Source organism: Pseudomonas sp. SK3(2021), from assembly GCF_016772375.1.
GTDB lineage: Bacteria > Pseudomonadota > Gammaproteobacteria > Pseudomonadales > Pseudomonadaceae > Aquipseudomonas > Aquipseudomonas chlororaphis_I.
On record NZ_CP061943.1, the window covers coordinates 2,153,028 to 2,175,794 of the forward strand.

Genomic DNA, 22,767 nt, shown 5'->3' on the forward strand with positions numbered 1-22,767 from the left:
TGACTCCCGTCTCTCTGTAGCCGCTGCCGCAGGCTCGCAGCCCTCGCCAATCCAGGCGCCCCACTTCTCTCAGGTCAATCGCATTTATTGGGTTGCTGGCTGCGGCAGCGGCTACGGGAGCCTGAGCTGGCGCGGAAGCTGCATCTCGTGGCCATTCGCCGGTTTTCCGTCACCGGCTTCTGGAGGGAAGGATGCGTAGCCTGGTTTTGCTGCTGGCTTTTTTGGGGCTCGGCGGCTGCATGAATGTCAGCGATATGGGCGAGGGTGTTCGCTATCACATGGGTGACGCGGGTTTCCTCGATCACAGTAATACCCAGCGCTCCAACTCGTTCCGCGTTCAGCCGGACTCGTTCATTTTCATCGCCCAGGGCGCCTTTGCGCCGCCGGGCAGCGCCTATCCGCGCCCCAACGTGGTAGCCGAGGAAGCCTTCAAGGGCTTTATCGAATACTTCCCAATGGTCCGTCGCGCCCGGGCTCCGGAGGGCCTGGACCAGGCCATGGCCGAAGCCCGTGAGGCAGGTGCGCATTACCTGCTGTACACCCGTTTCGCCAAGGCCGACGACCGTATCGGCAACTCCGATGAATGGTTCGACCAGGAAGCCGTGGATCGCCTGGGGGTCGACAACGGTGTGATTCAGATCATGCTGATCGAGACCAGTACCCAGTACCTGATCGATACCGCGCGGATTCGCAGTCGTGGCGGTTTACTGACGTTCCACGACAACAAGCCGGAAGACCTGCTTGGCCCGCCGCTCGAACAATACGCCCGCAGCCTGTTAGGCTTGAGCGATTAAGCCAAGCACGAGGAGAGCAGCATGAGTGGTCCGGGCAAAGCCAACGATCTGTTGGCGCAGATTCCCAAGGCGGAGAAGGGCTTGCCGCCGGTCCACCTGTGGAATCCCGACTTCTGTGGCGATATCGATATGCGTATCGCTCGTGACGGCACCTGGTACTACCTGGGTACCCCCATTGGCCGCAAACCCATGGTCAGGCTGTTCTCCACCATCATTCGCCGCGACGGCGACGACTATTTCCTGATCACCCCGGTGGAAAAGGTCGGCATCAAGGTCGATGACGCGCCTTTTGTCGCTGTCGCCCTGGAGGTCGAAGGCCAGGGTGAGGCCCAGGTCCTGCGCTTTACCACCCATGTCGACGAGCAGATCAGCGCCGGCAGCGAGCATCCGCTGCGGGTGGTGATCGACCCGCAGACCCAGGAGCCGGCGCCTTACGTTCATGTGCGCAGCAACCTGGAGGCGCTGGTGCACCGCAATGTGTTCTACCAACTGGTGGAGCTGGCGGTGAGCCGTCCGATCGACGGTCAGAACTGGCTGGGCGTCTGGAGCGGCGGGGCGTTCTTCCCGATCGGCCTGGAGCCCTGAGCTCCGAAATACCTTGTTTCCCGAATAAATATCTTGCGACGAAGATCCCGTTTCGGGTATCAATTTGTACATGATTAGACATGTTCGATTTGACAAGAAAAAACGCGTGGTCGATGAGCTGATCCGACGCATCGAAAGCGGCCTCATGGAGGACGGTTTCCTGTTGCCGGGCGAGCATCAGTTGGCCCAGGAATTCTCGGTGAGTCGTGGCACGCTGCGTGAGGCTCTGGCCGAACTCAAACGCCGCAACTACATCGCCACCCAGAGCGGGGTCGGCTCCATCGTCACCTATGACGGCGTGGTGCTGGACCAGCAGAGCGGCTGGGCCCAGGCCCTGGCGGACACCGGTGCGCTGATCAACACCGAGGTGCTGCGCCTGGAAGCGGTGCAGCGTCCCGACCTGCTCAGCCGCTTCGGCACTGACCAGTTCATCGTCCTGGACCGGCGCCGGCGCTCTACCGACGGCACCGTGGTTTCCCTTGAACGTTCCCTGATGCCTGCCACCGGAGGCCTGGAAAGCCTGCCGCAGGTAGGGCTGATCGATGATTCCCTGACCATTACCCTGGCCGCCTATGGCTACATCGGCGATCGCGGCGATCAATGGATCGGCGCCGAGCCATTGAACGAAGAACAGGCGCACCTGCTGGGGCGTCCGGTTGGCAGTGTATTCCTCAAGGCCCTGCGGACCACCTATGACCGTCGCGGACGTTTCATGGAGCAGGTGGAAAGTTTTCTCGACCCGGTGCACTTTCGCCTGCACCTGCAATTCGGAGCGCAGAAATGATCCCGCTGGATCGCGCTCTGGGCGCCTTTTACGGGCTGGCGCTGGGCGATGCCTTGGGCATGCCGACCCAATCCCTGAGCCGGCAACAGATCAAGCAGCGCTTCGGTGCCATCCGCAGCCTGGAAGATGCCGGCCCCGATCAACCGATTGCCGCCAATATGCCCAAGGGTTCGATTACCGATGACACCGAGCAGGCAATCCTGGTCGGCGACCTGCTGGTCGCGGGCAAGGGCCGGATCGAACCGGCGGTGCTGGCCCACAGCCTGATCGAATGGGAAGCGGCGATGCAGGCCAAGGGCTCCCAGGACCTGTTGGGCCCGTCGACCAAACGCGCGATAGAGATGATCCTCGCCGGCCATACCGCGGAAGAGGCCGGGCGCTACGGCACCACCAACGGCGCGGCGATGCGCATCACCCCGGTGGGTATCGCGGCGAATGTCGACGATGCCCAGGACTTTATCCGTGCGGTGGTAGAGGCCTGCCAGGTCACCCATAACACCACGCTGGGTATCTCCAGCGCGGCGGCGGTGGCGGCGGTGGTGTCCGCCGGGATCAATGGCGTGCCGCTGGGCGACGCCTTGCAGATCGGCGTGCAGATCGCCCAGGAGGCAGAGAAGCATGGCCACTGGGTGGCCGGCGGCCGTATCGCCACCCGTATCAGTTGGGCGCGTAGCCTCAGCGTCGAAAGCGACAAGGCACTGCTGGCCGATCTGCTGTACGACCTGATCGGTACTTCCGTCGCTTCCCAGGAATCGGTGGTGGTGTCCTTTGCCTTGGCGCATCAGGTAGCCATCGGCGAGCTGCAGGCGTTCGAGGCGCTGTGCATGGCCGCCAGCCTGGGGGGCGACACCGATACCATTGCCGCGATCCTCGGCGCGATGCTAGGAGCCTGCCAGGGGATGGAGTGCTGGCCGGCCGCCTTGATCGGGCAGATCAAGCAGGTCAACGACCTGGATCTCGAACCGCTGGTGCAGGGGCTGCTGGCCCTGCGTTAAAGCGACTGGCTGCTTGGCCAGGGCTCCCACCCCCTGTGCGCGAGCCGTCGCTGAAGCTTATTTGCCATGGATAGCAGGAACACGGCGAGGAATGCCGGGACGTCTGATCGACTTCCGAAATTGCCGACAATCACAACAAAGGCAACAGGAGTGTTTTCATGAGTGCATCGAACCCCGGGCAAAGCGCCGGGCAACTGGAAACCCGCGGCATCGAGCCGGTACCGGAAGGCGAGTGCAATGGCCATCCGCTGCAACTGTTCTGGGTCTGGTTCGCCGCCAATATCAGCATCCTCGGCTTGCCGCTGGGGGCGACCCTGGTAGCCTTTCGCGGCCTGTCGATCGGACAGGCGATCATCGTCGCCATCCTTGGTGCCGCCGGTTCGTTCGCGGTGGTGGGGATCATTTCCATTGCCGGCCGTCGCGGGCGGGCGCCGAGCCTGACGCTGTCGCGGGCGATCTTCGGCGTGCGTGGCAATATCGGCCCGACCCTGGTGTCGCTGATGTCGCGCCTGGGCTGGGAAACCGTCAACACCACCACCGCCGCCTTCGTCCTGCTGTCGCTGTGTTCGATCCTGTTCGGCTCGCCAGTGGAGGCCAAAAGCGCGCCGCTGCTGACCCTGCTGTTCATCGGTATTTTCGTGCTGCTGACCCTGGCCGTCTCCGGCCTTGGCCACGCGACCCTGCTGGTGATCCAGAAGTGGGCCACCTATGTGTTCGGCGCGCTGAACCTGCTGGTGGGCGGCTTCCTCTGCGCCACCATCGACTGGAGCGCCGTGTTCAACGCCACCCCGGCGCCGCTGAGCGCGATGATCATCGGGGTTGGCACCATGGCCGCGGGCACCGGTATCGGCTGGGCCAATGCCGGTGCCGACATGTCGCGTTATCAGCACCGCAGCGTCAAGGCCGCGCGCCTGGTGGCGTCGGCGGCCTTCGGCGCGGGCATTCCGCTGGTGCTGCTGATTACCCTGGGCGGCCTGCTGTCGGTGGGTAACGACGACCTGGCCTCGGCCACCGATCCGATCGTGGCGATTCGCGACATGCTGCCGACCTGGATGGCGGTGCCGTACCTGATCACCGCCTTCGGCGGCCTGCTGCTGTCGAACAACCTGTCGGTGTACTCGGCCGGCCTGACCACCCTGACCCTGGGGCTCAAGGTCAAGCGGGTGTATGCGGTGGTGGTGGACATCGTGGCGATCTTTGCCGGCTCCATCTACTTCATGTTGATCGCCGAGAGCTTCTACGGGCCGTTCATTACCTTTATCTCGTTGCTGGCGGTGCCCATCACTGCCTGGGTCGGGATCTTCGTGGTCGACCTGATCCACCGTCACTACTACAGCCCCAAGGACCTGCTGGACGTCAGCCCGAGCAGCGCCTACTGGTATCGCGGCGGGGTCGAATGGCGGGCCTTCGGCGCCTGGGCGCTGGCCATAGTGCTGGGTTTCAGCTTCACCACCATCGGCACCACCGCCGAGAACGTCTGGTTCGCCGGGCCGCTGGCCGATTCCTGGCTGGGCCATAACGGCCTGGGCTGGATCGTCACCTTCCTGGTGGCCGGCGGCGTGTATGCCGTGCTGGGCGGGGCCAGGGACCGCCGCGCTGCCTTTGTCGAGAATGCCAATGCCTAGAATGCTGCACACCGGCCAGGTCATGGTCGACCTGGTGATGTCCGTGGAGCGCCTGCCGAGCTCCGGCGGCGACGTGTTGGCACAGTCCGCTAGCTTCGAGGCCGGCGGCGGCTTCAACGTGATGGCTGCCGCCCAGCGCAACGGCTTGCCGGTGCTGTACCTGGGACGCCACGGCAACGGTCGCTTCGGGGATCTGGCGCGCGAGGCGATGCGCGCCGAGGGTATCCAGATTGCTCTCGAGGCCAGCCGCACCGAGGACACCGGGCTGTGCGTGGCGCTGACCGAAGCCACGGCCGAACGCAGCTTCATTTCCTATATCGGGGCGGAAGGCCAGCTGTCGGCCCGGGACCTGGCCGGTGTCGCGGTACAGGCCGACGACTTTGTCTATGTCAGTGGCTACAGCCTGTTGCATGCCGGCAAGGCCGAGGCTTTGCTGGACTGGCTGCTGGCCTTGCCACGGGCGATCCGGCTGGTGTTCGATCCGGGTCCGCTGGTGGATTCGCCGGACGCCGCGGCCATGCGCCGGCTGCTGCCGCGTATCGATATCTGGACCAGCAACGGCGTCGAGGCGTTGCGCTTCACCGGGACCTCGACCATCGCAGCAGCCCTGCGACGCTTGCATGAGGGGCTGCCACAGGAGGTGTTGCTGGTGGTCAGGGACGGCCCGCAGGGCTGCTGGGTCAGCCAGCATGGCCACAGCGCCCATGTGCCGGGCTTCAAGGTCCAGGCGGTGGACAGCAACGGCGCTGGCGATGCCCATGCCGGAGTCTTCGTCGCGGCCCTGGCGCAGGGGCTGGAGCCGTTGCAGGCGGCGCGTCGTGCCAACGCCGCGGCGGCCCTGGCGGTGACCCGCTGGGGGCCGGCCACCGCGCCGGGCGTGGCGGAGGTGGATGCGTTGGTCAATGGGAACAGCGTCCACGCCTGACACTTGCTGACGGAGTGAGGGGATCGCGAGCAAGCTCGCTGCTACAGGGAGCACAGCTCGCGATCGCGGTTTATCCCGCCTTGCGCAATGCCTCGATCAACTCCTGCTTGCTCATGGTCGAGCGGCCGCGGATGTTCTTCACCCGGGCTTCCTTCAGCAGGCTGTCTTTCGTCTGGGTACTCAGCGAGGCCTGGCTGTTGCGGGCGTGTCCCTCACGGCTGGCGACGGCACGCCTGGCCGAGGACTGGCGCGCGGCGGCCTTTTCCGAGGCCGGTGTGCGTTGCCCGGAGCCGCCAGCCCTTTCGCCACCACCGGACTGCTTGTTCACCGTGGCCCAGGCGCGCGCTTCGGCCTCGTCCTTGGGCACGCCCTTGGCTTCGTAGCCGGCTTCGATATGCGCGGCCTTGCGCTTCTGTTCGGCGGTGTATTTGGCTTTGCTTCCACGAGGCATGAGGGCTCTCCTTTGGCAATGGGTACCTGAAGTTGGGGCGGGAGAAAGGCCGATAAGTGCCCGGGAATCGACGAATGGGGCTCTCGACATCGGTGCCAGAAGGGTGTGATCGCTGTCACAGAAGCACAGCATTGCGCACAAAAGCGGCAGGTCAGGATGGCCCGAGGTTTGCCAGGGCGGGGGAAGTCTCGCACAATGCCTGCCCCGAAAATGGATGCGTCTGACGAGTTGTCAGGCCTTTTCGCGAGATGCTCATGGATGATTCTTGCGCCCCAGATCAGGGGCGGCCCCGCTATCAATCCCCTGTTGCGCAAATCCAACCCCGTCACCGGTCTGCCGCTGCCGTGCGGTGTGGTCGTGGCCTGTTTTTAAAGGAATGAACCAATGAATACCCGGATGTTTTTGGCTGCGGCCCTGTTGGGCGGCAGCGTGCTGCTGGCCGGTTGTGGCGACAAGAGTGAAAAGGTCAGCCAGCCCGCGGCACAGGTCGATGCCCGGCAGCAGGAAATCGACAAATACAACCAGTACGTCGGTGCGGCGAACAGCATCAGCGAATCCTTCCAGACGTTCCTCCAGCGTTACCAGCAGTACGAGGTGCCGGCCCTGGCGGGCAAGGCGCCGATCAGCGCTTTCAGCGTCGGCAACGATATCCTCATCGATCGCCTGAGCCGGGCCCTGGATGGCGCCCTGGCCATCGATACGCCAATCCCGGAAGTGGATCAGGCGGCCCAGGCCTTTTCCGCGGCCCTGAAAACCCTCTCGCCGCTGAGTCATGAGCTGCAGAACTACGCCACTTCCAAGGGCTACCTGAGCGACAACGGCGAGCTGGCCCGTCGCCAGAGCCAGGCCTATCTGGCCGCCCTGACTGCGGTCAGCGAAAAGGAGCAGGACTTCTACGCCGGCCTTGGCGCGCGGGACCTGGCGCTGACCAAGCAGGCCTTCGACGAGGCGCCGAAAGACACCGCGGCCTACTACCGTGCCGGGTTGATCTACTACGGCAAACTCAATACCGCCGATGCCGAGACGCTGTTCGCCGAGCCGAACGATCCGCAGGCCCTGGCGGCTTTCGAGAAGTCCCTGGCACTGGTGGCCGACGCGGCCGCGGGCTGGAATGGCAAGGTCAGCGCCCAGGCGGCGCAGAGCGGCAAGTCGTGCGCTGGCGGGATGCTGGAAATCAATGAGTTCATCGGCCAGTCGCGTTCGATCATCCGCGACGTCAAGGACGGGGTGTACAAGCGTGCTCCCGAAGGCGCGATGAAGAACCTGCCGGCGCATATGCAGAGTTCGAGCATCGTTCGCTCGGCCAACCGCTACAACCGCACCTACGGCAACATGATCAATCGCTTCAACCATCCGACCTGCTGAGTCGGCGCTGTCGGCACCCGCGTTGCGACGCGGGTGCCGATCAGCAGCGAGAGCAGGAAGGTCGAGCCATAGGACAGCGACAGCAGGTAGCTGGCGATGCAGAACAGCCCGAACAGCCTGGCTGGAACCATGGGCGGTGGGGTAGCGCTGGACATGCGCAGGCCTCGTTTGTTGTTGGATTCATGAGGCGCCGTTCTACCATGGGCGGCTGTCGCGTTAGTTGTGATCTTGCAGGCTTCAGGGTTAGCCCACAGCGGAGTGAGTCAGCCGCCGATCTCATCGATGAACTCGTCCATGAAGCGCTTCAGGCGGGCATGCCGCACCTGCGCCAGGCGCGCGCCAGTCACGGTCTGGAAGCCCTCGGCCAAGTGCAGCAGCTTGGTGTGGAAATGGTCGAGGGTGAAGTTCAGGTCGTCGTAGCCGCGGTGCTCGGCGTGCGGGTCGTGGGGGTCGTAGAAGGCTCGGTTCAACCGGCCGCCGACATAGAAGGTGCGGGCCACGCCGAGAGCGCCCAGGGCGTCGAGACGGTCGGCATCCTGCAGGATCTTCGCCTCCAGGGTGTCGGCCTGGATGGCGGCGGAAAAACTGTGGGCTTCGATGGCGTGGGCCACCGCGGCGATCTTGGCTTCGGGCCAGCCCAGCCGGTGCAGCAGGGCCGCGGCCTTTTCCGCCGACAGGCGCGAGGCCTGGGCGCGTAGCGGTGAGCTCTTTTCCACGGCGACGCAGTCGTGCAGCAGGGTGGCGGCCAGCAGCACCTGCAAGTCGCCGCCGTCTTCCCTGGCGATACGCCGCACATTGGCCCACACCCGCTGCAGGTGCGACAGGTCGTGGGCGCCGTCGTCGACGGGCTCCAAGGCGTGGGGCAGCAGGGTGTTGGCGAGATCGGGCAGGGGAGCGAAAGCGTGGGCGGTCATCGGGGGGAGCCATCAGCGGGTGAATAACGCGCCACTGTAGCTGCTGTCGAAGGCGGCGATAAGGCCCGTGGCGCTCCTGCCTGCGTCCTTTGTTGGCTGGCCGGTCGGCAAGTCTGCGGCACCGGTTACGGGAATCGGCAAGTCCGACATGGACAATCACTCGCCACGACCTCCAGGCATATCCTTTGTGAAATACCCGTGCATGTCCTTCCCCTGTCGATCTAATATGGCCGCCTGCCTTCCAACCGAGACCCGCCGATGTCCGTCGAAATCCGTCCAGCCGTGCCCAGCGATGCACCGCAAATCCTTGCCTTCATCAGGGAGTTGGCCGATTACGAACGCGCTCGTCATGAGGTCATCGCCAGCGTCGCCGACATCGAGCGCAGCCTGTTCAGCGAAGGCGCCACGGCCCACGGCCTGATCTGCCTGCGCGATGGCGTGCCGATCGGTTTCGCGGTGTTTTTCTTCAGCTATTCCACCTGGCTGGGCAGCAACTGCCTGTACCTGGAAGACCTCTATATCACCCCTGCACAACGCGGCGGCGGCGCTGGCAAGCAACTGCTGCGGCACCTGGCGCGGATCGCCTGCGACAACGGTTGCGGGCGCTTCGAGTGGAGCGTGCTGGAGTGGAACGAACCGGCGATCCAGTTCTACAAATCCCTGGGCGCCCAACCCCAGGAAGAGTGGGTGAGGTATCGCATGGATGGCGATGTGCTGCGCGCGTTTGCCCAGGGCTGATCTTTTTCCTGTGTTCTCCCTGCAGGGGCGGCGGGTCGACGTTCGATTGCCCGTGGATTGAGAGCCAATGTCATTCTCAAGGCAGCCCACATACTCCGGGCTGCCGTTGTGCATTAGGGCTTCAGGCCTGCAATTTCCAACCCATCACGTCCATCAAATCGCAGCTGTCACGTAGCAAGATCGCGCTGGCGTTGGCCAGGTGCCTTGTCGGTTGGGTATTTGTATTTGATGCAGCTCACCCACATTTTGGACGGTGTACATATCCGTTGCTGCGGTCACGGCCACTTACGGTTTCGCCTGACGGCGAGTCACTTTTACCAAACGCCCGGAATGCCGGCCCAGGCAAAAGTAACCAAAAGGGCTTGCCCCTGAGTCCGGCCTTCGCTCCGGTGTCCATCAGGGGGCATCGACTCCGGTCGGCTTCGCTTCGACCTCCATGCGATGTCCTCGACCGCGTCGAGGGGCGCTGCGCGCCATTCCCCTGATGAACACCGGAACGAAGCCTCCCGATGGGGCGGGTGGATCAAGATCAAAAAGCCGGGCGCGACCTGCCGGTCGGCGCTAAACCCTGTAGCCGCTGCCGAGCGCCAGCGAGGCTGCGATAGGGCCGAAGGTCCTCCAGCGGTCTCAAGATCCTGCGCCCGCTTCGCGGTCGATCGCAGCCTCGCTAAGGCTCGGCAGCGGCTACAGGACTGTTTTATCCCGAAATATGGGATTGTAATTTATATATTGAGATTTTTATTTCGTCGGGTTTATAGTCGCCGCCATCAGCACTCACTGCCAAAAACAACTCACAGGTGAAGCGATGCAGGCGCAATTGATCGCGCTCGATTGGGGAACCACCTCCCTTCGTGCTTACAAACTCGCAGCAGGCGGCCAGGTGCTGGAACAACGTGCGTTGACCTCGGGGATCATGCAACTGCCGAAGGTGGCGCGGATGGTTGCCGGCCAGCGCTGCGACGACGGTTTCGAACTGGCCTTCGACGACGCCTGCGGCGACTGGCTTGATGCGCAGCCGGGGCTGCCGGTGATTGCCTGTGGCATGGTCGGCAGTGCCCAGGGCTGGTGCGAGGCCAGTTACTGCGAGACCCCGGCGGATGTCGCCCAGCTCGGGCAGGCCCTGGTGACCTTGCGCAGCCGGCGCGGGGTGGACGTGCATATCGTACCGGGGGTGATCCAGCGTTCGCGCTTACCGAACGTGATGCGGGGCGAAGAAACCCAGGTGCTGGGCGCGCTGCCGCAACTGCCGGACGGGGCAGGGGACGACGTGCTGATCGGCCTGCCTGGCAGTCATTCCAAATGGGTGCAGGTGGCCGATGGTTGCATCGTCCATTTCGACACTTTCATGACCGGCGAGTTGTTTGCCGTGCTCAGTCAACACAGCATTCTCGGCCGCACCCAGGAGCGTGGCGCGACGTTCGATGTCGAGGCCTTCGACCGTGGCGTGCAGGTGGCTTTGTCCGCCGAGGGCGAGATCGGCCCGCTGTCGACTCTGTTCAGCGCCCGCAGCCTGGGGTTGACCGGTGAACTCAGCGGCCGCGCCCAGCCGGACTATCTGTCGGGCCTGTTGATCGGCCACGAACTCTGCGCACTGGCCGCCGTGCAGCGGCGCCGCCACAGTGACCCGTTGCCGTCGATCGTGCTGATCGGCAATTCCCAGCTGTGCGCCCGTTACAGCCGGGCCTTGTCCGCCTGTGGTTTTCCCCGGGCAATCCTGGCCGAACAGGCCACCGAACGCGGTTTATGGCACCTGGCCGAAGCGGCCGGGCTGCTGGCGCGCGTCCCTTGCGCTCACCCTTGAAAAGAGGTCCGACATGCTCAAGCAAGCACTGGCACACAACGGCCTGATCGCCATTCTCCGGGGGCTGCGTCCGCAAGAAGCGGCGGCCATCGGCGAGGTGCTGTATCAGGCGGGGTTTCGGGTTATCGAGGTGCCGCTCAACTCTCCACAACCCTTCGACAGCATCCGCATCCTGCGCGACGCCTTGCCCGCCGATTGCCTGATCGGCGCCGGCACGGTGCTGGCCCCGGAGCAGGTCGAGCACGTCAAGGCCGCGGGCGGCCAGGTGATCGTCATGCCCCACAGCGACCCCAAGGTGCTGCGCGCGGCCAGGGCCGCCGGCCTGTCTCTGTCCCCCGGCGTGGCCACGCCGACCGAGGCGTTTGCCGCGCTGGCCGAAGGCGCCGACGTGCTCAAGCTGTTCCCCGCCGAGCAGATGGGCCCGGCGGTGGTCAAGGCCTGGCTCGCGGTATTGCCGGCCGGCACCGTGCTGCTGCCGGTGGGTGGGATCACTGCGGACAACATGCAGGTGTTCGTCGACGCCGGGGTCAAGGGCTTCGGCCTCGGTTCCGGGTTGTTCAAGCCGGGGATGAGCGTTGCCGAGGTGGCGACTCGCGCCAAGGCCTATGTCGCTGCCTGGAACGCCCTGGCTTAAGACTTTCCTGCGCCATCGGCGCTGCATCCGACAAGAGAGACAAGAAGATGAAAATCACCAAACTGACCACCTTTATCGTTCCGCCGCGCTGGTGTTTTCTCAAGGTCGAGACCGACGAGGGGGTCACCGGCTGGGGCGAGCCCGTGGTCGAAGGGCGGGCGCACACGGTGGCCGCCGCCGTGGACGAACTGGCCGATTACCTGATCGGCAAGGACCCGCGCAATATCGAGGACATCTGGACCCTGCTCTACCGCGGCGGCTTCTACCGCGGCGGCGCGATCCACATGAGTGCCCTGGCCGGTATCGACCAGGCGCTGTGGGACATCAAGGGCAAGGCCCTGGGGGTGTCGGTCAGCGACCTGCTGGGTGGCCAGGTGCGGGACAAGATCCGCGTCTATTCGTGGATCGGCGGCGACCGTCCGGCCGATACCGCGCGCGCCGCCAAAGAGGCGGTGGCGCGTGGTTTTACCGCGGTGAAGATGAACGGCACCGAGGAGCTGCAGTTCCTCGACACCTTCGACAAGGTCGACCTGGCCCTGGCCAACGTGGCCGCGGTGCGTGACGCGGTCGGCCCCAACGTCGGGATCGGCGTCGACTTCCATGGCCGGGTGCACAAGCCCATGGCCAAGGTGCTGATGAAGGAACTCGATCCCTACAAGCTGATGTTTATCGAAGAGCCGGTGCTCAGCGAAAACTACGAGGCCCTCAAGGAGCTGGCACCACTGACCAACACCCCGATCGCCCTGGGCGAGCGGCTGTTCTCGCGCTGGGATTTCAAGCGGGTGCTCAGCGAAGGTTACGTCGACATCATCCAGCCGGATGCTTCCCATGCCGGCGGCATCACCGAGACCCGCAAGATCGCCAATATGGCCGAAGCCTACGACGTGGCCCTGGCCCTGCATTGCCCGCTGGGGCCGATTGCCCTGGCCGCCTGCCTGCAACTGGACGCGGCCTGCTACAACGCCTTCATCCAGGAGCAGAGCCTGGGCATCCATTACAACGAAAGCAACGACCTGCTGGATTACGTCAAGGACCCGCGCGTCTTCGACTACCAGCAAGGCATGGTGAAGATTCCCGACGGCCCGGGCCTGGGCATCGAGATCAACGAGGAATACGTCATCGAGCGCGCGGCCATCGGCCACCGCTGGCGCAATCCGATCTGGCGCCATGCCGACGGCAGCTTCGCCGAATGGTGAGTTGATTCATCTCTTGTAGGAGCGAGCTTGCTCGCGATGCGGACGACAGGGTCTGACGCTTATCGCGGTGAAGCAAGCGACGCCATCGCGAGCCATCTCGCGCCTCCAGGTACAGAGAAACATTGCCCTCAATAACCATAAGAAAAGGCATTCCCATGCAACCGGAAACCTTCACCGGGCAGGCGTCGCTGGTCGCGCCGAGCCGCAAGCGTTTTTTCATCATGGTGCTGTTGTTCATCACGGTGGTGATCAACTACCTGGATCGCAGCAACCTGTCGATCGCCGCGCCGGCGCTGACCAGCGACCTGGGCATCGACCCGATCCACGTCGGGCTGATTTTCTCGGCTTTCGGCTGGACTTACGCCGCCATGCAGATCCCCGGTGGCTGGTTGGTGGACCGGGTGCCGCCGCGCATTCTCTACACCGCGGCGCTGCTGCTGTGGTCGCTGGCGACGGTGATGCTCGGTTTCGCCGCCAGCTTTATTGCCCTGTTCGTCCTGCGCATGGCGGTGGGCGCGCTGGAGGCGCCGGCCTATCCGATCAACAGCCGGGTGGTGACCACCTGGTTTCCCGAGCGCGAGCGCGCCACGGCCATCGGCTTTTACACCTCCGGGCAGTTTGTCGGGCTGGCCTTTCTCACCCCGGTGCTGGCCTGGCTGCAGCATGCCTTTGGCTGGCAGATGGTGTTTGTCGTCACCGGCGCGGTGGGCATTCTGTGGGCGGCGATCTGGTACGCGGTGTATCGCGAACCACGGGATTTCAAGGGCGCCAACCCGGCGGAAATCGACCTGATCCGCCAGGACGGCGGCCTGGTGGATATCCAGCGCGAGACGGCCAAGCGCAAGGCGCGTTTCAGCTGGACGGACCTGGGGATTGTCCTGAGCAAGCGCAAGCTGTGGGGCATTTATCTGGGGCAGTTCTGCCTCAATTCGACCCTGTGGTTTTTCCTCACCTGGTTCCCCACTTACCTGGTGAAGTACCGCGGCATGGATTTCATCAAGTCCGGCCTGCTGGCTTCGCTGCCGTTCCTCGCGGCCTTTGTCGGCGTGCTGTGTTCCGGGTTCTTCTCCGACTGGCTGATCCGGCGTGGCGCCTCGGTGGGTTTTGCCCGCAAGCTGCCGATCATTGGCGGGCTGCTGATTTCCACCTCGATCATCGGCGCCAACTTCGTCGAGTCGACGCCGCTGGTGATCGCCTTCCTGGCGCTGGCGTTCTTCGGCAACGGCCTGGCCTCGATCACCTGGTCGCTGGTCTCGACCCTGGCGCCGGCACGGTTGCTGGGGCTGACCGGCGGGGTGTTCAACTTCATCGGCAACCTGTCGGCGATCGCCACGCCGATCGTCATCGGCTTCCTGGCCAGCGGCGACTCCTTCGCCCCGGCCATTACCTACATTGCCGTGCTGGCGCTGGCGGGGGCCCTGTCCTACGTGTTGCTGGTGGGCAAGGTCGAGCGTATCGAGTTGTAGTGGCGGGGGGCGGGCGACCATAATGCCGCCCGTTCTCACCCTCAAAAGGCTGGATATGCAGGACGACGCAGCAAAGACCGCCAAGGATGCCGCCCCCACCGGTACCCAGACATTGCTCCGTGGCCTGGCGGTGGTGCAGGCCGTGGCCAGCGGTGCCCGCGACCTCAAGGAAATCGCCCGGCTGATCGGCACCACCCGCAGCACCACCCATCGCCTGGCCAGTTGCCTGGTGGACGAGCGTTACCTGAGGGTGGTGCCGCAGGTCGGCTACCTGCTGGGGCCGAAGCTGATCGAGCTGGGTTTCCAGGCCCGCGAAGCCTTGCCGTTGGTGACCCTGGCCAGGCCATTCCTCGATGAGCTGTCGGCGTTGACCGGCGACACCATTCACCTGGCGATTCGCGAAGACGACGATGTGCTGTACCTGCACAAGAACCCAGGGCGCAATGGTCCGGAAATGCGCTCGCGGGTCGGCCATCGCATGCCGCTGGCGCGCACCGGGATCGGCAAGGCGCTGCTGCTCGATAGCTCGCCCCGGGAGTGGCAGCGTTTATATGAAGTGAGCCTGCCGGCGGGGGGCCGGAACGCGCTCTGGCCACAACACGAAGAGCCGACCTGGGAGCAGTTCCAGCAGCGCATGCAGGAATATGTGGCGGGCGGTTATGCCTTCGACCTGGAGGACAACGAACCGTCGATCCGTTGCGTGGCGGCGCCAGTCCGCGATGCCAGCGGCAAGATCGTCGCCGGCATCAGTATTGCCAGCACCGTGCCGTACATGCCGCTGGAGAAGATGGCCGAGCTGGTCCCGGTGATCAAGCAGGCCGCGGCTGGCATCTCTGCCGAACTCGGCGGCTGACCCAGGCTTCTGTAGGCGCGGAGCTTGCCCGCGATGGAGGTCCATCGCCATCGCGGGCAAGCCTCGCTCCCAGGGGGCTGCGTTTATTGCTTGAGGGTCGCCATGTCGATGACGAAGCGGTATTTCACATCGCCGGCGATCATCCGCGCGTAAGCCTCGTTGATCTGGCGGATATCGAGCATTTCGATGTCGCAGGTGATGTTGTGCTTGGCGCAGAAATCCAGCACTTCCTGGGTTTCGGCGATGCCGCCGATCAGCGAGCCGGCCAGCACGCGACGGCCTAGCACCAGCTTGGCCGCGTGCACGGGCGGCTCCACCGGTTCGATCAGGCCGACCAGGATGTGTACGCCGTCAAAACGCAGGGTATCCAGGTAGGGGTTGAGGTCGTGCTGCACCGGGATGGTGTCCAGCAGGAAGTCGAAGCGACCGGCCGCGGCTTTCATCTGCTCGGCGTCGGTGGAGACGATCACATGATCGGCGCCCTGGCGACGACCTTCCTCGGCCTTGCTCGCCGAACGGGTGAACAGGGTCACTTCTGCGCCCAAGGCCTTGGCGAACTTGATGCCCATGTGGCCCAGGCCGCCCATGCCGAGAATGCCCACCTTGTCGCCAGCCTTCACCCCGTAATGCTTGAGCGGCGAGTAGGTGGTGATGCCCGCGCAGAGGATCGGCGCGGCGCTGGCCAGGTCGAGTTTCTCGGGGATACGCACGACAAAGTGCTCGCTGACCACGATGCTGTCGGAGTACCCGCCCATGGTGTTGCTGCCGTCGACCCGGTCCGGGGTGGCGTAGGTCATGGTCGGGCCTTCCAGGCAGTACTGTTCCAGGTTGGCGGCGCAGGCTTCGCAATGCCGGCAGGAGTCGACCATGCAGCCGACGCCGACCAGGTCGCCGACCTTGTGCCTGGTCACTTGGGCACCGACCGCGGTGACCTTGCCGACGATCTCGTGGCCCGGCATCAGCGGGTACACGGCGATGCCCCATTCATTGCGGGCCTGGTGGATATCGGAGTGACAGACACCACAGTAGAGAATCTCGATGGCCACGTCGTCGGGGCGCGGGCTGCGTCGCTGAAAACTCATGGGGGCGAGGGGCGTGGTGGCTGACTGGGCGGCGTAACCGATGGCTGTGTACATGATGAACCTCGCAAGAGCACTGACAGGTGAGGCGGGCTATTCTCGGCGTCGTTGCCTGGCGCGAACATGGCGATTCCTCGCCATGTCATGCCTATTCCTCCGCCATCGGCCATTTGCGCGCGGCATTGGCGTTCAGACCTGCGATGATGTTTTCATCCCTTTTTCCGTGAAGTTTTCTCCATGTTGTTGACCCGTCATCTCGATGCCAACGCCACCCTGGTGTCCCTGATCCAGCCCCTTGCGACCCGCGACGGTTTCGTCCCCACGGCGCTGCCCGGGGTCATGGTGCTGCGGGCCAGTTGCGATGTGGCCCGCGGCCCGCAAATCTATGAGCCGAGCCTGATGATCATCGTCCAGGGCAGCAAACTGGCGTACCTGGGCCCGCGGACCCTGGAGTACGGCGCCGGGCATTACCTGATCCAGGCGCTGTCGGTACCCTTCGAGTGCGAGACCTTCGCCATGCCCGATGCGCCGTTGCTCGGGGTGTCCATCGCCCTCGACCGGGCGTTGTTGGGCGAACTGGTGCTGGCGATGGGCGTTGCCGCGGGGCGCAGCGCCCAGGCGCAGACCCCGGAGTCCATGACCTCGGTGGTGCTCGACGACACCATGCGCGGTTGCGTGGAGCGCCTGCTGCGCTGCCTGCACGATCCTCTGGAGTGCAAGGTCATGGGCCAGGCGCGCTTGCGCGAATTGATGTTCACCGTCTTGCGCGGGCCGCAGGCCGATGTGCTGCGCGCGCTGGTGGAGCAGCACGGGCAGTTCGCGCGGATTTCCGCCTCGCTCAATCACTTGCACGAGCATTACACCGAGCCGCTGAACGTCGAGACCCTGGCCCGTTGCGCGAACATGAGTGCCTCGACCTTCCATGAGCACTTCAAGCGCAGCACGCTGCTGTCGCCGGTGCAGTACCTCAAGCGCCTGCGCTTGCTCAAGGCGCAGCAGTTTCTGTTGGGGGAAGGGCTGGGCGTGGCCCAGGTGGCGCATCGGGTGGGGTACCAGAGCACCTCGCAGTTCAGTCGTGAATACAAGCGCTACTTCGAACGCAATCCGGGGGATGAACGAGCGGCCTGATGGCATGGAGCAACACTCTTCTGCAGGAGCGAGGCTTGCCCGCGATGAATAGCGACGCGGTCTGGCAGAGACATTGCCAAGGCCTTATCGCACGCAAGCTGTGCTCCTACATAAGCAACAAAAAAAGGCTCCCATTCGGGTAATGCCGATCAGTTAAGCGATTGGCTCGACTGTAGGAGCGAGCTTGCTCGCGAAAAACGTCAACGATAACGCGTACTGCCTGGTTTAACGCGCTGTGCTGGAGTTCTTCGCGAGCAAGCTCGCTTGTATGTCCTAAGGTAGGCCTGTCGGGGTGGAGGGACTTAACTCGCTTCTGCAAGCCAGACGGTAGGAGATTTCCCCCACTCTCGCGTTCACCACAAGCGCCGATAAGGAATCCATCGGCTTGAGCACCACCTCAAGACCGACCATATCTACAAGCCTGCGCCAAACGTGAGTCCCCGACAGGTCGTTTTATCTTGTCTGCAGGAGCGTCTCATGACAATACAAACCCCCATCATCGGCATCGATGTCGCCAAGGAAAACCTGAGCCTGTATCGCCTCGATACGCAGCAAAGCGCTACGTTGGCCAACGATCGACGCGCGATCGTGACCTGGTTGAAAACATTGCCCGCAGACTGTGCCGTGGCCATCGAGGCCACCAGCACTTACCACGTCCTGCTGGCGGATCTGGCTTACCAATGTGGGCACAGGATCTATGTCATCGATGGCTACCGCCTGAGCAACTACCGCAAGGGGATCGGTGGCCGCGCCAAAACCGACCAGAGCGATGCCCGCTTGCTGGCGCGTTACCTGGCCCATGAGCAGAACCAGTTGCATCCCTGGAACCCCGCCTGCAAGGCTTATCGGCGCCTGCAACTGCTGCTGCGCCGGCGCGCCACGCTGGTCCGCAGCGCCACCGCCTTGCGCCTGAGTTTTGCTCAAGACCGGCAGATGGCCCGGGAGCTGAAACCGGTACTGGAGCGCATCAAACGCCTGGAACGGCGGCTTAACGAGCAAGTGCACAAGGCGTTGCAGGAGGCGGGCCTGGCTGAGCAGGCCAAGCGTTGCCAGGCGATCGAAGGCATCGGCCCGCTCACCGCTGCGGCCCTCAACCTGGCGTTCCTGCGAGGATCTTTCCGCAACAGCGATGCGTTCATCGCCTTCCTGGGCCTGGATGTGCGGGTCAAGGAATCCGGGCGCTACAGCGGTCGGCGCAAACTGAGCAAGCAAGGCGACTCGGAGATCCGTCGCCTGCTCCACAACGCCGCCATGGCGGCAAGCAGGACCGCCGCCTGGCAACAGCGTTACCAGCAATACCTGCAACGCGGCCTGAAACGAACAGAAGCGCTGGTCATCCTCGCCCGCAAGTTGGCCCGTATCGCTTTCGCCCTGATGAAGACCCAACAACCATATCGACCGGCGGTTGATACGGTTGGGTAGACATAGAATCTCCTACAAAAAGCCTTAACTGATCGGCATTATCCCATTCGGGAGCCTTTTTTCTTCCAGCGTACGCCTTACATGTTCGGGTAAGTCGGGCCACCCGCGCCTTCCGGTGCGACCCAGGTGATGTTCTGCGCCGGGTCCTTGATGTCGCAGGTCTTGCAGTGCACGCAGTTCTGGGCGTTGATCTGGAAGCGCTTCTCGCCGTCTTCCTTGGTGATCACTTCATACACCCCGGCCGGGCAGTAGCGTTGAGCAGGCTCATCGTACAGCGGCAGGTTCTTGCCGATCGGGATGCTCGGATCGGTCAGCTTCAGGTGGCAGGGCTGTTCTTCTTCATGGTTGGTACCCGAGATGAACACCGAGCTGAGTTTGTCGAAGCTGAGCTTGCCGTCCGGTTTCGGGTAGTCGATCTTCTTGCAGTCCGCGGCCAGCTTCAGGCAGGCGTAGTCCGGCTGGGTGTCGTGCAGGGTGAACGGCAGCTTGCCGCCGAAGAGGTTCTGGTCGACCCAGTTGAAACCGCCGCCGACGATGGCGCCGTACTTGTGGATCGCCGGGCCGAAGTTGCGGCTGGCGAACAGCTCTTCGTACAGCCAGCTGGACTTGAACGCTTCTACATAGGTGTTCAGCTCGTCGGCACCTTCGGAGCCGGCGAACAGCGCATCGGCCACGGCGTCAGCGGCGAGCATGCCGGACTTCATGGCGGTATGGCTGCCCTTGATCTTGGCGAAGTTCAGGGTGCCCAGGTCGCAACCGATCAGCGCGCCGCCCTTGAACACCATCTTCGGCAGCGAGTTCAGGCCGCCTTTGCAGATGGCCCGCGCGCCGTAGCTGACGCGCTTGCCGCCTTCCAGGTACTGCTTGAACACCGGGTGATGCTTGAGGCGCTGGAACTCGTCGAACGGCGACAGGTAAGTGTTGCTGTAGGACAGGTCGACGATCAGGCCGACCACCACCTGGTTGTTTTCCAGGTGATAAAGGAAGGAGCCGCCGGTGTTCTCGGTGCCCATGATGTCCAGCGGCCAGCCGGCGGTGTGGACCACCAGGCCTGGCTGATGCTTGGCCGGATCGACTTCCCAGATTTCCTTGAGACCGATGCCGTAGTGCTGGGCGTCGGCGTCGCTGTCCAGGTTGAAGCGCTTGATCAGTTGCTTGCCGATGTGGCCACGGCAGCCTTCGGCGAACAGGGTGTACTTGCCACGCAGTTCCATGCCAGGGGTGTACAGGCCTTCCTTCGGATTGCCTTCGCGGTCGACACCCAGGTCACCGGTGATGATCCCGCGGACCACGCCGTTCTCGTCGAACAACGCTTCCTGGGCGGCGAAGCCTGGGTAGATTTCCACGCCCAGGTTCTCGGCCTGCTGGGCCAGCCAGCGGCACAGGTTGCCCAGGGAGATGATGTAGTTGCCTTCGTTGTGCATGGTCTTGGGCACAAAGAAGTCAGGAACTTTGCTGGCGCTCTCGGCGTTTTTCAGGACATAGATGTCATCGCGCTTGACCGGGGTGTTCAGCGGGGCGCCGAGTTCCTTCCAGTCCGGGAACAGCTCGTTCAGGGCGCGCGGTTCGAACACGGCGCCGGAAAGAATGTGAGCACCGACTTCGGAGCCTTTCTCGACCACGCAGACGCTGATTTCCTTACCGGCTTCGGCGGCCTTCTGCTTCAGTCGGCAGGCGGCGGACAAGCCAGCGGGGCCGGCACCGACGATGACCACGTCGAATTCCATGTATTCGCGTTCCACTAGGCTATCTCCTACTCAAGGCTCAACGATTTTTTCTAATTGGAGGTTGGGTGTCGCATCGATGGTTTTCTCCGCCAGACAGGGGAGGGGACAATGAACGACCCGCCTTTCTCTCTAGGCGGCGCATTATATCTACACCACTCTTAGCGTCCAATACAAACGTTTGTTTGAATTTGCTGCAGCCCATGTAAATCAAAGAAGCGCGGCTTATGACTGGCCATTTTGGCGTATTGACCAGAATAGGCGTTCCGGTCAAGATACGGTCGGTTTTGCGCTCGCCGTAGGCTGACTGTTGGTTTCAAGAGCACCTCTAAAGGCAGGGCGAAAGCAGTACAAGGTGACGCAACGCGCAGTTTACACGCCGCGATAAAGAATGACCGGCCAGTCGCTACTGACGAACGGTCATCATCCCGCGAGCAGGGTCATCTGTCTGCTGTCCCAAGGGGCAATGCCAGCGTTTTTAGAGGTGCCCTTGTGCCCGATGAGCATCAACCGCCAGGTTCGCCTAGGCGACTTTCTTTTCACCGGAGAGTAACGAGGAATCCATGAAGGTTCTTGTAGCTGTCAAACGCGTTGTCGATTACAACGTCAAGGTTCGCGTCAAGGCGGACAATTCCGGCGTCGACCTCGCCAACGTCAAGATGTCGATGAACCCTTTCTGCGAAATCGCAGTGGAAGAAGCCGTACGCCTGAAAGAAAAAGGCGTGGCGAGTGAAATCGTCGTCGTCTCCATCGGTCCCGCTACTGCTCAAGAGCAACTGCGTACCGCCCTGGCGCTGGGTGCCGATCGCGCCATCCTCGTCGAATCCGCCGATGAACTGAACTCCCTGGCCGTGGCCAAGTTGCTCAAGGCCGTGGTCGACAAGGAACAGCCTCAGCTGGTGATCCTTGGCAAGCAAGCCATCGACAGTGACAACAACCAGACCGGCCAGATGCTGGCTGCCCTGAGCGGGTACGCTCAAGGCACCTTCGCCTCCAAGGTCGAAGTGTCAGGCGACAAGGTTGCCGTGACCCGTGAAATCGACGGCGGCCTGCAAACCGTTTCGCTGAGCCTGCCAGCGATCGTCACCACCGACCTGCGTTTGAACGAGCCGCGCTACGCGTCCCTGCCAAACATCATGAAAGCCAAGAAGAAGCCGCTTGAAGTGCTGACTCCTGATGCTTTGGGCGTTTCCACCGCCTCTACCAACAAGACCCTGAAAGTCGAAGCGCCAGCTGCACGCAGCGCGGGTATCAAGGTCAAGTCGGTCGCTGAACTGGTCGAGAAACTGAAAAACGAAGCGAAGGTAATCTAAATGACTATCTTGGTTATTGCTGAACACGACAACAAAGTACTGGCCCCGGCCACGCTGAATACCGTGGCTGCTGCCGCCAAGATCGGCGGTGATATCCATGTCCTGGTTGCAGGTCAAGGCGCTGGCGCCGTGGCTGAAGCCGCTGCGAAAGTCGCTGGCGTGAGCAAGGTCCTGTCCGCTGACAACGCCGCCTACGCGCATCAGCTGCCGGAAAACGTTGCCCCTCTGGTAGCAGAGCTGGGCAAGGGCTACAGCCACATCCTTGCCGCCGCCACTTCCAACGGCAAAAACATCCTGCCACGGGTTGCCGCGCAGCTGGACGTCGACCAGATCTCCGAGATCATCTCGGTAGAAAGCGCCGACACCTTCAAGCGTCCGATCTATGCCGGTAACGCCATCGCCACCGTGCAATCGAACGCTGCCGTGAAGGTCATCACCGTGCGTGCCACCGGTTTCGACCCGGTTGCCGCCGAAGGCGGTTCGGCCGCTGTCGAAGCGGTTGCTGCCGCTCACGATGCCGGCAAGTCGAGCTTTGTCGGCGAAGAGCTGGCCAAGTCCGATCGTCCTGAACTGACCGCTGCCAAGATCGTCATTTCCGGCGGCCGCGGCATGCAGAACGGCGACAACTTCAAGCACCTGTACGCCCTGGCCGACAAGCTGGGTGCCGCCGTGGGTGCTTCGCGCGCCGCGGTCGACGCAGGTTTCGTACCCAACGACATGCAGGTCGGCCAGACCGGCAAGATCGTTGCGCCACAGCTGTACATCGCCGTCGGTATCTCCGGTGCGATCCAGCACCTGGCCGGCATGAAAGACTCCAAGGTGATCGTTGCGATCAACAAGGATGAAGAAGCGCCGATCTTCCAGGTGGCCGACTACGGCCTGGTGGCGGACTTGTTCGAAGCCGTACCTGAGCTGGAGAAGCTGGTCTAATCCAGCGGCTTCACTTATAAAGAGCCCGGTCTTTTGGCCGGGCTT

21 protein-coding genes and 1 pseudogene are annotated in these 22,767 nt (G+C 63.3%); 17 read left to right on the forward strand and 5 right to left on the reverse strand.

The window, feature by feature from the left end:
* The first annotated feature begins 191 nt into the window (after nucleotides 1-191).
* From IF690_RS09820 to IF690_RS09845, 6 genes are all read left to right on the forward strand, one after another.
* Nucleotides 192-794 carry a DUF4823 domain-containing protein gene (locus tag IF690_RS09820; protein WP_202699909.1) on the forward strand — a complete coding sequence of 201 codons (603 nt, stop codon included), beginning with the start codon at nucleotides 192-194 and terminating at the stop codon, nucleotides 792-794.
* Nucleotides 795-815: 21 nt separating this feature from the next.
* A complete protein-coding gene (locus tag IF690_RS09825) occupies nucleotides 816-1,379 on the forward strand; it encodes a DUF1285 domain-containing protein (protein WP_202699910.1) in 564 nt (187 codons plus the stop codon).
* Between the two features lie 70 nt (nucleotides 1,380-1,449).
* Nucleotides 1,450-2,163: a GntR family transcriptional regulator gene (locus IF690_RS09830; RefSeq protein ID WP_202699911.1), complete on the forward strand. Its 714-nt coding sequence runs from the start codon at nucleotides 1,450-1,452 to the stop codon at nucleotides 2,161-2,163.
* On the forward strand, nucleotides 2,160-3,158 hold the full coding sequence (locus IF690_RS09835) for an ADP-ribosylglycohydrolase family protein (RefSeq protein ID WP_202699912.1): 999 nt from the start codon (nucleotides 2,160-2,162) through the stop codon (nucleotides 3,156-3,158). Before IF690_RS09830 ends, IF690_RS09835 begins: the two co-directional genes overlap by 4 nt.
* Before the next feature lie 158 nt (nucleotides 3,159-3,316).
* Nucleotides 3,317-4,783, forward strand: a complete 1,467-nt coding sequence (locus IF690_RS09840; protein WP_202699913.1) for a purine-cytosine permease family protein — start codon at nucleotides 3,317-3,319, stop codon at nucleotides 4,781-4,783.
* Entirely contained in the window at nucleotides 4,776-5,708 is a 933-nt protein-coding gene (locus IF690_RS09845) for a PfkB family carbohydrate kinase (protein WP_202699914.1), read from the forward strand. The genes IF690_RS09840 and IF690_RS09845 overlap by 8 nt, the downstream gene beginning before the upstream one ends.
* 70 nt (nucleotides 5,709-5,778) lie before the next feature.
* On the opposite strand, the gene IF690_RS09850 is transcribed toward IF690_RS09845, so the two are convergent.
* On the reverse strand, nucleotides 5,779-6,159 hold the full coding sequence (locus IF690_RS09850; protein ID WP_202699915.1) for a termination factor Rho: 381 nt from the start codon (nucleotides 6,157-6,159) through the stop codon (nucleotides 5,779-5,781).
* A 384-nt stretch (nucleotides 6,160-6,543) separates the two neighbouring features.
* Between IF690_RS09850 and IF690_RS09855 the strand changes: the two genes are divergently transcribed.
* A complete protein-coding gene (locus tag IF690_RS09855) occupies nucleotides 6,544-7,524 on the forward strand; it encodes a DUF3829 domain-containing protein (RefSeq protein WP_202699916.1) in 981 nt (326 codons plus the stop codon).
* Nucleotides 7,525-7,553: 29 nt separating this feature from the next.
* Here the strand turns inward: IF690_RS09855 and IF690_RS09860 are convergent.
* Nucleotides 7,554-7,679 (reverse strand): annotated as a pseudogene (locus IF690_RS09860) (MFS transporter); the annotation flags it as partial.
* 108 nt (nucleotides 7,680-7,787) lie between these two features.
* Nucleotides 7,788-8,438 (reverse strand): HD domain-containing protein, encoded by a 651-nt coding sequence (locus IF690_RS09865; protein ID WP_023968443.1) that lies wholly within the window; start codon nucleotides 8,436-8,438, stop codon nucleotides 7,788-7,790.
* Nucleotides 8,439-8,696: 258 nt separating this feature from the next.
* On the opposite strand from IF690_RS09865, the gene IF690_RS09870 reads away from it, so the two are divergent.
* From IF690_RS09870 to IF690_RS09895, 6 genes are all read left to right on the forward strand, one after another.
* Complete coding sequence (locus IF690_RS09870; RefSeq protein WP_007928100.1) at nucleotides 8,697-9,176, forward strand: GNAT family N-acetyltransferase; 480 nt, start codon at nucleotides 8,697-8,699, stop codon at nucleotides 9,174-9,176.
* 805 nt (nucleotides 9,177-9,981) lie between these two features.
* Entirely contained in the window at nucleotides 9,982-10,977 is a 996-nt protein-coding gene (locus tag IF690_RS09875) for a 2-dehydro-3-deoxygalactonokinase (protein WP_202699917.1), read from the forward strand.
* A 13-nt stretch (nucleotides 10,978-10,990) separates the two neighbouring features.
* The gene (locus IF690_RS09880; protein ID WP_202699918.1) at nucleotides 10,991-11,611 is read left to right on the forward strand and encodes a 2-dehydro-3-deoxy-6-phosphogalactonate aldolase; all 621 of its coding nucleotides are present in this window, start codon (nucleotides 10,991-10,993) and stop codon (nucleotides 11,609-11,611) included.
* A gap of 47 nt (nucleotides 11,612-11,658) precedes the next feature.
* Nucleotides 11,659-12,807, forward strand: a complete 1,149-nt coding sequence (gene dgoD / locus IF690_RS09885; RefSeq protein WP_202699919.1) for a galactonate dehydratase — start codon at nucleotides 11,659-11,661, stop codon at nucleotides 12,805-12,807.
* Between the two features lie 155 nt (nucleotides 12,808-12,962).
* Nucleotides 12,963-14,273, forward strand: coding sequence for an MFS transporter (locus tag IF690_RS09890; RefSeq protein WP_202699920.1), 1,311 nt, complete (start codon nucleotides 12,963-12,965; stop codon nucleotides 14,271-14,273).
* A gap of 55 nt (nucleotides 14,274-14,328) precedes the next feature.
* Nucleotides 14,329-15,126 carry an IclR family transcriptional regulator gene (locus IF690_RS09895; protein ID WP_202701370.1) on the forward strand — a complete coding sequence of 266 codons (798 nt, stop codon included), beginning with the start codon at nucleotides 14,329-14,331 and terminating at the stop codon, nucleotides 15,124-15,126.
* Between the two features lie 83 nt (nucleotides 15,127-15,209).
* On the opposite strand, the gene IF690_RS09900 is transcribed toward IF690_RS09895, so the two are convergent.
* Nucleotides 15,210-16,262: an NAD(P)-dependent alcohol dehydrogenase gene (locus IF690_RS09900; RefSeq protein WP_202699921.1), complete on the reverse strand. Its 1,053-nt coding sequence runs from the start codon at nucleotides 16,260-16,262 to the stop codon at nucleotides 15,210-15,212.
* 180 nt (nucleotides 16,263-16,442) lie between these two features.
* Between IF690_RS09900 and IF690_RS09905 the strand changes: the two genes are divergently transcribed.
* Together IF690_RS09905 and IF690_RS09910 are read left to right on the forward strand one after the other, a co-directional pair.
* Complete coding sequence (locus IF690_RS09905) at nucleotides 16,443-17,333, forward strand: AraC family transcriptional regulator (protein ID WP_202699922.1); 891 nt, start codon at nucleotides 16,443-16,445, stop codon at nucleotides 17,331-17,333.
* A gap of 477 nt (nucleotides 17,334-17,810) precedes the next feature.
* Entirely contained in the window at nucleotides 17,811-18,755 is a 945-nt protein-coding gene (locus IF690_RS09910) for an IS110 family transposase (protein ID WP_202697134.1), read from the forward strand.
* Between the two features lie 77 nt (nucleotides 18,756-18,832).
* On the opposite strand, the gene IF690_RS09915 is transcribed toward IF690_RS09910, so the two are convergent.
* On the reverse strand, nucleotides 18,833-20,497 hold the full coding sequence (locus tag IF690_RS09915) for an electron transfer flavoprotein-ubiquinone oxidoreductase (protein ID WP_202699923.1): 1,665 nt from the start codon (nucleotides 20,495-20,497) through the stop codon (nucleotides 18,833-18,835).
* A gap of 545 nt (nucleotides 20,498-21,042) precedes the next feature.
* Between IF690_RS09915 and IF690_RS09920 the strand changes: the two genes are divergently transcribed.
* Together IF690_RS09920 and IF690_RS09925 are read left to right on the forward strand one after the other, a co-directional pair.
* Nucleotides 21,043-21,792: an electron transfer flavoprotein subunit beta/FixA family protein gene (locus tag IF690_RS09920; RefSeq protein WP_202699924.1), complete on the forward strand. Its 750-nt coding sequence runs from the start codon at nucleotides 21,043-21,045 to the stop codon at nucleotides 21,790-21,792.
* On the forward strand, nucleotides 21,793-22,722 hold the full coding sequence (locus IF690_RS09925; RefSeq protein WP_023968452.1) for an electron transfer flavoprotein subunit alpha/FixB family protein: 930 nt from the start codon (nucleotides 21,793-21,795) through the stop codon (nucleotides 22,720-22,722).
* The last annotated feature ends 45 nt before the right edge of the window (nucleotides 22,723-22,767 follow it).